Origin of the sequence: Metabacillus endolithicus (genome assembly GCF_023078335.1) — a bacterium.
GTDB classification, from domain to species: Bacteria; Bacillota; Bacilli; order Bacillales; family Bacillaceae; genus Metabacillus; species Metabacillus endolithicus.
The window spans coordinates 3,479,640-3,491,910 of record NZ_CP095550.1; the positions used below are offsets into that span (position 1 = coordinate 3,479,640).

Annotated in this window: 7 protein-coding genes and 3 pseudogenes; 9 read left to right on the forward strand and 1 reads right to left on the reverse strand. The window is 37.1% G+C overall.

Features of this window, described 5'->3' with window-relative positions:
• Positions 1-59: 59 nt before the first annotated feature.
• Positions 60-872 carry a Cof-type HAD-IIB family hydrolase gene (locus tag MVE64_RS17925; RefSeq protein ID WP_247339978.1) on the reverse strand — a complete coding sequence of 271 codons (813 nt, stop codon included), beginning with the start codon at positions 870-872 and terminating at the stop codon, positions 60-62.
• A 166-nt stretch (positions 873-1,038) separates the two neighbouring features.
• Between MVE64_RS17925 and MVE64_RS17930 the strand changes: the two genes are divergently transcribed.
• The 9 genes and pseudogenes from MVE64_RS17930 to argF all read left to right on the forward strand — a co-directional run bounded on the left by MVE64_RS17930 (position 1,039) and on the right by argF (position 12,034).
• Complete coding sequence (locus tag MVE64_RS17930; protein WP_247339979.1) at positions 1,039-1,806, forward strand: prolyl oligopeptidase family serine peptidase; 768 nt, start codon at positions 1,039-1,041, stop codon at positions 1,804-1,806.
• Positions 1,807-1,946: 140 nt separating this feature from the next.
• Positions 1,947-2,256 (forward strand): annotated as a pseudogene (locus tag MVE64_RS17935) (metal-sulfur cluster assembly factor).
• A 253-nt stretch (positions 2,257-2,509) separates the two neighbouring features.
• Positions 2,510-3,547 (forward strand): N-acetyl-gamma-glutamyl-phosphate reductase, encoded by a 1,038-nt coding sequence (gene argC / locus MVE64_RS17940; RefSeq protein ID WP_247339981.1) that lies wholly within the window; start codon positions 2,510-2,512, stop codon positions 3,545-3,547.
• A 58-nt stretch (positions 3,548-3,605) separates the two neighbouring features.
• Positions 3,606-4,838 (forward strand): bifunctional ornithine acetyltransferase/N-acetylglutamate synthase, encoded by a 1,233-nt coding sequence (gene argJ, locus MVE64_RS17945; protein ID WP_247339983.1) that lies wholly within the window; start codon positions 3,606-3,608, stop codon positions 4,836-4,838.
• Between the two features lie 11 nt (positions 4,839-4,849).
• Positions 4,850-5,632: an acetylglutamate kinase gene (gene argB / locus MVE64_RS17950; RefSeq protein WP_247339990.1), complete on the forward strand. Its 783-nt coding sequence runs from the start codon at positions 4,850-4,852 to the stop codon at positions 5,630-5,632.
• Positions 5,629-6,789 (forward strand): acetylornithine transaminase, encoded by a 1,161-nt coding sequence (gene argD, locus MVE64_RS17955; RefSeq protein WP_281730383.1) that lies wholly within the window; start codon positions 5,629-5,631, stop codon positions 6,787-6,789. The genes argB and argD overlap by 4 nt, the downstream gene beginning before the upstream one ends.
• Positions 6,790-6,909: 120 nt before the next feature.
• Positions 6,910-7,979 (forward strand): annotated as a pseudogene (locus MVE64_RS17960) (carbamoyl phosphate synthase small subunit).
• A gap of 6 nt (positions 7,980-7,985) precedes the next feature.
• Positions 7,986-10,993, forward strand: a pseudogene (gene carB, locus MVE64_RS17965) (carbamoyl-phosphate synthase (glutamine-hydrolyzing) large subunit); the annotation flags it as partial.
• 102 nt (positions 10,994-11,095) lie between these two features.
• Positions 11,096-12,034, forward strand: a complete 939-nt coding sequence (gene argF, locus MVE64_RS17970) for an ornithine carbamoyltransferase (RefSeq protein ID WP_247339992.1) — start codon at positions 11,096-11,098, stop codon at positions 12,032-12,034.
• The last annotated feature ends 237 nt before the right edge of the window (positions 12,035-12,271 follow it).

Consider the following 12,271-nt stretch of genomic DNA (forward strand, 5'->3'; position numbering starts at 1 on the left):
ACTATCTAGATTACATAAGAATGTTGTCACAAAATACATAAAACTACCTGTTTAAAGACTTATAAGCCAAGTGTGTTTTTTAAATAATGGGCAACTCCGTCTTCTTCATTCGTTTTAGTTTCCTTGTTAGCAACACCTTTAAGCTTTGTAATGGCATTTCCCATCGCTACACCTTGTCCTGCGTATGTGAGCATTTCTAAATCATTATCTTCATCTCCGAATGCAATGATGCGTTCAGAAGGGATATTATAATAAGAAGAGATTTTTTCCAAACCAATTGCTTTATTCATTCCTGCTCGAATAATTTCAATAACATGCCACGGTGCTGCCCATCGGCGATGATCAACAACTTCAGCATGTACATCTGATAAGTAATTTCTAATTTTTTCAACATCTTCTTCAGCCGCATGAATAAGGATACTCGTTACATCATTCCCTAAATTTTGACGTAAATCACCGATTTTAATATCCGGATTTCCCATACTAAAAACATCGATCATTTTTTCATCATGATAATGAAAATACACATCATCAATAATTTCAGCTAAAACATTATGTAAGTGATGCTCTTCAGCGACATCAATGATTTGCTTTACAACTTCCAAATCTAAAGTAGTATGATAGGATCCCCAACTATCGTCCTTTGGATGATGAACATATGCACCATTAAAATTGACAATCGGTGTATCTAGGTTTAATTCATCATAATAAATGGAGCTTGATCGAAATGGTCTACCTGTTGCGATACAGACAATATGGCCTGCTGCTTTTGCTTTGCTGATTATTTCCTTAGAGTAAGGTGATATTGTTTTATCATCTTTTAAAAGAGTCCCATCTAAGTCTAAAGCAATTAAAAAAGGTTTCGTTTCCATACAGTCTCCTTTACCATATATGTTTTTTAGGTGATATCCGGTTTATGTAGGCACAATTGCTACTTATAGGGTACACCTATTCAATAACAGTGTATCTTTTTTCCAACTTTGATGTCTACATGTTACACTAACAAAGTGGGAAAATTACTCAGGAGGCGCATAATCATTGATTATTGTTGAAAAATTACATATAGAAAACATTCCAGCCTTACACATCGTCAAACAGTCGCTTCAGGACACAAAAACACCTTTCGTGATTTTTGTACATGGTTTTACAAGTGCCAAAGAAAACAACCTCCACTATGCTTATTATTTAGCTGAAAAAGGTATGAGAGTCATCTTACCTGAGGCTTTATACCATGGAGAGAGAAGCGAGAGTTATGACACTAAAGAATTAAGCTTGAATTTTTGGAAGATTGTATTGAATGAAATAAAAGAAGTGAACATAATAAAAGAGTACTTTGAACATAAGCAGCTAATTGATTCAGAGCGTATTGGACTAGCAGGTACCTCTATGGGGGGGATTACAACGTTAGGGGCTCTTACTCAATATGAATGGATAAAAGCAGCAGTCAGTCTAATGGGAAGCCCATGTTATACTACACTTCTAAAAGAGCAGCTGTATTCTTTACAACAAAGCGGAGTGGAGGTTCCGCTGTCAAATGATGAAATTGAGGAACAACTAACACATTTACAGCCATTTGACTTGAGCCTGCAAAAAGAAAAGCTTCAAAATCGACCACTTCTCTTTTGGCATGGTGAACGAGATAATGTTGTTCCATTTGCTCCAACCTATCAATTTTACAAAGAAATCATACCAATGTATGAGGCACAACCCGAAAAGCTGAGGTTCATTGCTGACCCATTAGCTGACCACAAAGTATCCCGGGAAGGTACATTAGCATTAGTTGATTGGTTTGAAAGGTATTTATAGATGAATATGTAAAGGTAGTTGCTTTTTAAAATTAGGTTTATCTTTATAGTAAAGCGCAATGAGAAAGCAGAATCCTTTCTTTCTACTTTCGCTTTTACTATACTCAAGGTACCACGATCTTAAAAGGAGTGCTTACAGAGATGGAAGAATCACTAAAAGAAAATATTTATGGTGCGTTAGAAACAGTTGTTGATCCAGAGCTAGGTGTTGATATTGTCAACCTTGGACTTGTTTATGACATTGAAATGGATGAAGAGGGGAAAACAATCGTAACAATGACACTTACCTCAATGGGCTCGCCCATTAGCAGGAACGATTGTTGAACAAATCAAAATTGCACTTGATGATATCCCAGAAGTTAAGAGCACAGAAGTAAATATTGTTTGGAATCCACCATGGACAAAAGATAAAATGTCCAGAATTGCAAAAATTGCTCTAGGAATTCAATAAACATAAGAAAACATCAATTTACTCATATGAGTTAGATTGATGTTTTTTTATACACTTTTTTCGTTTCATTTATGCATATTGATGTATATATATAAATGATGCTATTTCCAACATAAACTAACACAATCTCAATATGCATAAGAATTAGTTTTAAAATTTAAAAAAATATTATTTATACACTTGATTTTATTTTTATACAAACTTATAATTGAGAAATAATTTAGAAAACGAACTTACTAGAGGGTGTGATTTGGTGAAAGTCGGAATTATCGGGGCCACAGGATATGGTGGAGTCGAATTATATCGTATATTATCCAATCATCCACATGTAGAAGAATGTATCCTTTATTCATCTTCAGAAATGGATGTGCCATACAGTAACACATTTCCACATCTACATGATTTGAGTGATCACATATTAAAAAATATTGATGTGGAAGACATCAAAAAGAATATACATGTATTATTTTTAGCAACACCTCCTGGGGTTTCAAGGAATTTAACACCACAATTTCTTGACTCAGATGTAAAGATTATTGATTTGTCCGGTGATTTGAGGTTGAAGGACCGTAATGAGTATGAGCATTGGTATAAAAGACCTTGTGTAGAAGATGAGGTACTTGAAAAGACAGTTTACGGCTTATCAGAATTAAATAAAGAAGAAATTAAGAAGGCAACACTGCTTGCAAATCCAGGATGTTTTCCAACAGCTACGATATTGGGCTTAGCACCAGTTGTACAGAACAGGATTATTCATGAACAATCGATTATAGTGGACGCGAAAACTGGAGTTTCTGGAGCAGGCCGTAATATCTCACAAGCTACTCATTTTTCTGAAACAAATGAAAATATAAAAATTTATAAAGTTCATGAACATCAACATATACCTGAGGTGGAGCAAGCACTTTTTGCATTAAATGATGGGATAACAGCTATCTCATTTAATACACACCTTATTCCAATGACAAGAGGAATTATGGCGACGATTTATGCTAGTTTACAAGAGTCATATACAACAGAGAGCTTATTAGATTTATATAAAGACTTTTATGCTGCATCACCATTTGTGCGTGTTCGTAAACAAGATGAGTTTCCATCAACAAAGGAGGTTTACGGCTCAAATTTTTGTGACATCGGTCTAAAAGTAGATGAACGAACAGGAAGAGTAACGATTGTTGCGGTAATTGACAACTTAATGAAGGGTGCAGCAGGTCAGGCGGTACAAAACTTCAACCTAATGAACGGCTATGAAGAAACAACGGGCTTGTACTTTGCACCTATATATCCATAAGACGATTTGTAAGTGATGAAGAGAATTAGATCATCACGACAACCAGGAGGAAATAAACGTGCTACAAGCAAAAGAAACATCTAGCATCAAAAAAATTGAGAACGGGTCAATCGTTTCAGCAAAAGGTTTCTCTGCTGACGGTGTTCATGCAGGTTTACGATATTCGAAAAATGATTTAGGAGTTATTTATAGTGAAGTACCGGCGAGTTGTGCTGCTGTATACACTCAAAGTCATTTCCAAGCTGCACCATTAAAGGTAACACAAGAAAGTGTAGCAAAAGAAAACTTATTACAAGCGATTATTGTTAACAGCGCAAACGCTAATGCATGTACAGGTGAACAAGGGTTAAAAGATGCATATGAAATGAGAGAGCGCTGTGCAAGCCTGTTTAATATCCAGCCTCATTACGTAGCGGTTGCTTCAACAGGTGTTATTGGTGAATTTTTGAAGATGGATAAAATTCGTGCCGGAATTCAAGAGTTAAATCCAAAATGTAGTCAAGAAGCATCAGAGGCATTTCAAACAGCGATCTTAACAACAGATTTGGTTATGAAAAACTCTTGCTACGAAGTAGAAATTGACGGGAAAACAGTAACAATTGGTGGAGCAGCCAAAGGATCTGGAATGATTCATCCAAATATGGCAACAATGCTTTCATTTGTTACAACAGATGCGAATATTGATTCTGCATCCCTACAGACACTATTAAGTGAAGTAACAGATAAAACATACAACCAAATTACTGTTGATGGTGATACATCAACAAATGACATGGTTTTAGTCATGGCAAATGGCAAGGCAGATAATCATTCGCTAAATCCAAATCATCCTCAGTGGAATGACTTTAAAGCAGCATTTCAATTAGTAAGTGAAGAGTTAGCAAAGCAAATCGCCAAGGATGGTGAAGGGGCAACAAAGCTGATTGAAGTAGAAGTAACAGGTGCTAAAACAAAGCAGGAAGCAAATGTTGTTGCCAAAAAAATCGTTGGTTCAAGCTTAGTGAAAACTGCGGTTTATGGGGCAGATGCGAACTGGGGGAGAATTATTTGTGCAGTTGGATATAGTGAGGCACAGGTGGAACCGGAAAAGATTGATATTTTCCTAGGTGATTTATGCTTGTTCACAAATAACAGTCCACAATCATTTTCCGAAGAAGCTGCATCAAACTATTTAAAACAAGATTCAGTGAAAATAACAGTCAACCTGGGAGTTGGGGATCAAGTCGGTAAAGCCTGGGGCTGTGATTTAACATATGATTACGTGAAGATTAACGCAAGCTACAGAACATAAGGGAGATCGTTATGTCAAAAACAGTCGTATTAAAATGTGGTGGCAGTACCGTTCATCAATTATCAGAAACATTCTTCCAAAGTTTAAAAGATTTGGTTTCATCAAATTGGCGCGTCATGATTGTCCATGGTGGTGGTCCAGATATTACAAAGATGCTAAAAGCTCTGGAAATAGAAACTGAGTTCTATAACGGTCAACGAAAGACAACAGAGGACGTATTAGAAATTGCTGAAATGGTGCTAGCTGGTAAAATTAATAAACATCTGACAAATCTTCTTCAGCAAAAAGGGTTCAATTCGATCGGAGTATCAGGTACTGACGGTGGACTTTTACAAGCGGAATATTTAGATAAAGAGAATCTGGGATTGGTAGGAAAAGTAACCTCAGTTCAAACATCAGTTGTATCTTTATTAATGGAAAATGGCTATATACCAGTTGTTGCACCACTGGCACGCACTGTGACAAACGAGACACTAAATGTGAATGCAGATTTAGCTGCGGCAGCCATTGCAAATGGGGTAGGAGCCGAGAAGTTTTTATTTGTAACAGATGTACCTGGAATTATGGATCAAAATAAGCAGGTTATTGAAACCATTACACCTCAAGAAATTACTGAATTGATCGGAAAAGAGGTCATTACAGGGGGAATGATTCCAAAGGTCGAATCAGCCGTAGCGACTTTATCTGACATTTGTCAGGAGGTTATGATTGTAAGTGGAAGCGAGGCCTTTGTTGAGAACGGTATATTCAAAGGAACAAAAATTGTAAAAGAAGGGAAGGTTTTGCGATCATGAGTTATTTATTCCCTACCTACGCAAGATGGGATGTAACGATTAAAGAAGCAAAGTACTCATGGGTAACTGATGAGAATGATAAAAAGTACTTAGATTTTATCTCCGGTATTGCTGTTTGTAACTTAGGGCATGCAAATGAGAATGTGACGGCTGCTGTTGCAGACCAGTTAACAAAGTATTGGCATATGTCTAATTTATTTCATCAGCCAATTCAAGAAGAAGTAGCAAAACTCTTAGTTGACTCAACAGAAGGAGATGCTGTTTTTTTCTGTAACAGTGGAGCAGAAGCGAACGAAGCTGCAATTAAACTAGCACGCAAGCACACTGGAAAAACAAAGATTGTAACCTTTCTACAATCGTTTCATGGCAGAACGTTCGCTACAATGTCAGCAACAGGTCAGGAAAAAATTCAACAAGGCTTCGGACCCTTGCTTGAAACATTTCAATATTTGCCATACAACGATTCTAATTCATTAGATGAGCTTAAAGACGATGTAGCAGCAATTATGCTCGAAGTTGTTCAAGGTGAAGGTGGAGTTGTTCCAGCACAACAAGAATTTCTTCAAAAAGTAACGGAAACATGCAAACGTATCGGAGCATTATTAATCATTGATGAAGTTCAAACAGGTATTGGTCGTACAGGAAAGCCATTTGGCTATCAACATTACGAAATCTCACCTGATATTATCACTTCTGCAAAAGGGCTCGGGAGTGGCTTACCAGTCGGAGCAATGATCGGAAAGCAGTCACTAATTGATACGTTTGGGGCAGGAAGCCACGGATCTACTTTTGGTGGTAATCCAATTGCAATGGCTGCTGCAAAAGCAACACTTACCCAAATCTTTGAAGAAAATTTTCTTAAAGAAGTGGAAGAAAAAAGTAACTATCTGCTTGGCAAGTTGAATACTGTAATAGGAGCTCATGCACTGGTTAAAGAGATTCGCGGTAAAGGCTTATTACTTGGAATAGAGTGTAAGGAACAAGTTGGAGATATAATTAATCAGCTCAGAGAAAAACAATTACTTGTTTTACCAGCTGGACCAAATGTGGTTCGATTACTTCCTCCATTAACAGTATCATATGACGAGATCGATTTAGCGATTGAAACAATAGCAGGTGTGTTTTCAACTATCGAGCAATCTGTAGGTGCGCAATAAGATCAGTATTTTTTTTACATGTAATTGAATAAAAATACTTATTTTTTAATAATTATCCACACACTAATAGGTGGACGTTTCCACCATTAGAAGAACTATAGACAAACGAGGTGTAAGCAGATGAAAGGATATCTCCATTTAGAGGATGGATCAGTGTATAACGGGATACTTGAACATAGCTCCTCGGAGGACATTAACGGAGAAATTGTATTTTTCACAGGAATGACGGGTTATCAGGAAGTATTAACAGATCCTTCTTATAAAAATCAAATTGTTGTATTTACGTATCCTCTTATTGGAAATTACGGGATTAATATAAGTGATGATGAAAGTAAAAAGCCGCAAGTAAAAGCGGTAGTTATCTATGAAAACACAACAAATTATTCACACTATGAAGCGCAATACAGCTTTAAGGAGTATCTGGAAAAGTGGAATATTCCAATCATTCACCACGTTGACACACGTGCTGTTGTGAAGAAAATTAGAAATCATGGATCAATGGCGGCTACGATCTCAACAACCTTAAACAAAGAAGAACAGCCTGTGCAATCTTCGAGGATGGAGTTTTTGAGGTTGTATCAGATCAACTTGAAACTTATGGTAGTGGTGAAAAACATATTGCTTTAGTTGACTTTGGCTATAAAAAATCAATTTTAACAGCTCTTTTAAATAGAGGTTGTAAGGTAACAACAGTTCCTTTTAAAATGATTGACAAAGTTGCTGATCTTAAACCTGACGGAGTCCTTTTATCAAATGGACCAGGAGATCCAGAGCAACTAGCAAACTATTTTTCACAAATTAAGAAAGTTGTTGCTGCTCACCCAACATTAGGTATCTGCTTAGGTCATCAGTTAATTGCCCTGTCATTTGGTGCAAAAACGAAAAAGCTTTTGTTTGGACATAGAGGAGCTAACCAGCCAGTATATGATGTGAAGACAAACAAAGTATTTATGACCTCGCAAAATCACAGCTATGTTGTGATTAAAGATAGCTTAAAAGAAACAGAGTTAGATATGCGTTTTTATCATATTAATGATGATTCAATCGAAGGATTATCACATAAGAACTTACCAATTATTACAGCACAATTTCATCCAGAGGCACATCCAGGACCTTCAGATAGTGAATGGATTTTTGATGAATTTTTAGATTTAGTCGCTGCTGCAAAAGGAGATATACTTTATGTCTAAAAACCAATCAATAAAAAAATCATTGTAATCGGTTCTGGCCCAATTATAATCGGTCAGGCGGCAGAATTTGATTATGCAGGAACACAAGGATGCTTAGCGTTAAAGGAAGAAGGCTATCAAGTTGTCCTTGTTAATAACAATCCGGCAACAATTATGACAGATGAGGAATTTTCAGATGTTCTGTATTTTGAACCTTTAACAGTTGAAAGTCTAACAAACATTATTGAAAAAGAAAAACCAGATGGTTTACTTGCTTCATTAGGTGGTCAAACAGGACTAAACTTAGCGATGGAACTTCACGAAGCAGGTGTTCTTGAAAAATATGGAGTGCAATTATTAGGTACTTCAATTGAATCAATTCGCAAAGGTGAAGATCGTAACGAATTTCGTCAGTTAATGTACGATTTAAACGAGCCAATACCTGAGAGAGCTCTATTGTCACAACTCTTGATGAAGCTCTTGAGTTTTCTGAAAAAATTGGCTTCCCAATCATCATTCGCCCAGCTTATACACTTGGAGGAAAAGGTGGCGGAATTGCTTCAAATCTAGAAGAATTTAAGAAGCTTGTAAAAAGTGGATTACATGCAAGCTCTATAACACAATGCTTAATTGAAAAAAGCATTGCAGGCTTTAAAGAAGTAGAGTATGAAATGATACGAGATCATAAAGGTACATGTATTTCTGTATGTAATATGGAAAACATTGACCCAGTTGGTGTTCATACAGGGGACTCAATTGTTGTTGCGCCATCTCAAACGTTAACAGATCAGGATTACCATATGCTAAGAAGCGCAGCAGTTAAGATCGTTTCAGCACTAGGTGTGGTCGGTGGATGTAACATTCAATTAGCTTTAGATCCAAAAAGCAAGCAATACTATGTGATTGAAGTTAATCCACGGGTCAGCAGATCATCTGCTCTAGCATCAAAGGCTACTGGTTATCCAATTGCAAAAATCGCTGCAAAGCTTGCAGTTGGTTACACACTAGAAGAATTAAAAAATCCATTAACAATGAGCACATATGCAAGCTTTGAACCAGCGCTTGATTATGTTGTTGTTAAATTCCCAAGATGGCCGTTTGATAAGTTTAACAAAGCGGACCGTAAGCTTGGTACGAAAATGAAAGCAACCGGCGAGGTTATGGCCATTGAACGTAATCTTGAGGCTGCTCTTCAAAAAGCTTGTGATTCATTAGAATTAGATAACATCGGAACACATCTTCCGGAGTTAGTGACATTATCAACTGATGAAATCATTAACTTAATGAAAAAGACTGATGATCGTAGATTTTTTGCTGTAATGGAGCTGATTAGAAGAGGAACTACAATTGAGGAAATTCACGAAATGACAGAAATGGATCTTTATTTCCTTTCATCTTTCAAGAAGATTGTTGATCTTGAGAACCAGCTTAAAGGAAAGTCTCTTGAAACACTAGGAGCTGATTTAATAGCTGAAGTAAAAGAAAAAGGATTCTCAGACCGTACAATCGCATCACTCTTAAATTCTCCTGAAGCAAATGTTCGCAAGCTTCGTCTTGAAGCAGGAGTGAAGGCTTCTTATAAATATGTTGATACATGTGCAGCAGAATTTGAAGCACGTACGAACTATTTTTACTCCACGTATTTTGGAGAAAACGAACAGCCTGAACTGTCAGACAAGAAAAAAATCTTAATTATCGGTTCCGGTCCAATTCGTATCGGTCAAGGAATCGAATTTGATTATAGCGCAGTACATGGAATTAAGGCTCTTAAGCAATTAGGTTATGAAGCAGTCATGATCAATAATAACCCAGAAACAGTAAGTACAGATTTTGAAACAGCTGATCGCCTGTACTTTGAACCAATAACCCTTGAGCACGTGTTAAACATTGTGGATTCAGAAGGAATCGATTCTGTTATTGTTCAATATGGTGGGCAAACAGCGATTAACCTTGCTGAACAGTTAGAAACGGCAGGAGTTCAATTATTGGGTACTGACACGGAAACTCTTGATTGGTTAGAGGATCGTGATAAGTTTTATCAAATATTAGATAGCTTATCCATTCCACATGCTGCTGGTTTAACAGCAAACAATGCAGAAGAAGCATTAAAGGGCGCTAGTGAAATTGGCTTCCCACTTTTATTAAGACCTTCTTATGTTATTGGTGGAAAAGGAATGGTTGTTGTTCATAACGAAGCAACACTAGCTAAGCTTCTTTCGGAAAATACAAATATGATTTATCCCGTATTGATCGATCAATTTGTTCAAGGCCTTGAAGGTGAAATAGACCTGATTTCTGACGGTGAAGAAGCATTTATTCCAACTTATATTGAGCATGTTGAGCCAGCGGGCGTTCACTCAGGTGACAGCTTAGCCATTTTACCATCTCAAAATTTAACAGATGAAAATAAACAGGTGATTGCTGATTACGCTAATGCCTTAGTGAGAAAGCTTAACTATCGCGGCATTATGAACATTCAATTTTTAGTAAATGGTGAAAACATTTACGTGCTTGAAGTAAACCCGCGTGCAAGCAGAACTGCACCAGTTATAAGCAAAGTAACAGGTATTCCAGTAATTAAGCATGCAACACATTTATTATGTGGAAAAAAACTAAAAGATCTGCAAATTCAATCATCAGAACAGTCGAATATGGTGGCTGTTAAGTACCCAGTCTTCTCAAGTCATGCTCTTCATGATGTTGATATCACATTAGGACCGGAAATGAAGGCAACTGGTGAAGGAATGTGTGTGGGCAAAGATTTAAAGAGTGTTTACCGTAAAATTTTCAAAAAAGAGCTAGAAAATGTGACAAGTGTTTACTTTGATATAGAAAATGAAAAGGCAATTAAGATTGCAAAAGAAGCAGGTCTTAACGTAGTAACAAGTGATTATCAAACATGGGTTGAGGGAGAAAAAGGGATTTTTGTATCCCTTGTTGATAGTGAAGAAGCAAAGCTAGAACGACAGCAAGCTTTAGAAAAAGGAATGATTCTATTTACAAACCTTGCTACGTACTATGCTTGTATTGATAGCCTCTTTGCATTGGATGAGGATGTATCTTCTATTCAACAACTCACGAAGCCATTAGTAAAGAACTCATAAAGAGCAAGTAGAAATGAAAGGAAGTGGGCAAGAGTGAGTTTAAAGCTTAAAGAAAAAACGATACAAAAAAGAGATTTTTTAACTTTACTTGATTATAGCCAGCAGGAAATTCTAGACTTAATTGAAGATGCTTTTAAGTTAGAAGAAAATCCGCTTCAGCCAGTGTTACAAGGAAAAACACTTGCGATGATTTTTGAGAAATCGTCAACAAGAACTCGTGTTTCGTTTGAAACAGGAATGCTTCAATTAGGAGGTCATGCTTTATTCTTAAGCAGCCAAGACCTTCAACTTGGAAGAGGAGAGCCTGTATCAGACACAGCTAAAGTACTGTCTGGATATGTTGATGCTATTATGATTCGTACATTTGGTCATGATAAAATTGAAGAACTAGCTAAGCACGCAAGCATTCCAGTTATCAATGGATTAACAGACCTTTTCCATCCTTGTCAGGCACTTGCTGATTTAAAAACGATTTACCGTCTGAAAGAGAAATTCGTTGGCGTGAAAACAGCTTACTTAGGTGATGGAAACAATGTTGCACATTCTCTTATGATTGCTGCTGCAAAAGTGGGAATGGACTTTTCCCTAGGTTGTCCAAAAGGATATGAACCAAACCAAGATGTAGTGGAAAAAGCTCAGGCACTTGCTGCTGAGACAGGTGCAAAAATCACGATCACAAATGACCCGATTGAAGCGGTGAAAGATGCCGATATCATATATACAGATGTATGGGCGAGCATGGGGCAAGAAAGTGAACAACAAGAGCGTCTTGTTGCATTTAAAGACTTCCAAGTAAATGATGAACTCGTAAAGCATGCAAAGAAAGACTACAACTTCCTGCACTGCTTACCAGCACATCGGGAAGAAGAAGTAACAGCATCCATTATCGACGGCGAGCATTCAGCTGTATTCGAACAAGCAGAAAACCGTCTGCATGTTCAAAAAGCGTTGTTGGTGAAATTGTTGGGGTAATACTTATATACGAAAGGCGTGTTGACTGATCTTAGTTAACACGCCTTTTTTGGGTGATGTTAGATGTTTGAGATGGATTGAGATGGTTGAGGAGTAGAGGAGATACTAATGTACTTGGACGATTGTAAACTAATGTTGTTCGAATTAAGACAAGAAAATGGAGTGAGAAGAGGGAGAAGTCCCGATACTGGGGGAATCGAGACAAGGAAAGTGAGAGAGAAGAGGGAGAAGTCCCGA

Bases quoted from the DNA above. Each gene is read 5' to 3' on its own strand.
- argD (WP_281730383.1), top strand. From the start codon at position 5,629: ATGAGTTATTTATTCCCTACCTACGCAAGATGGGATGTAACGATTAAA.
- argB (WP_247339990.1), top strand. From the start codon at position 4,850: ATGTCAAAAACAGTCGTATTAAAATGTGGTGGCAGTACCGTTCATCAA.
- MVE64_RS17925 (WP_247339978.1), bottom strand. From the start codon at position 872: ATGGAAACGAAACCTTTTTTAATTGCTTTAGACTTAGATGGGACTCTT.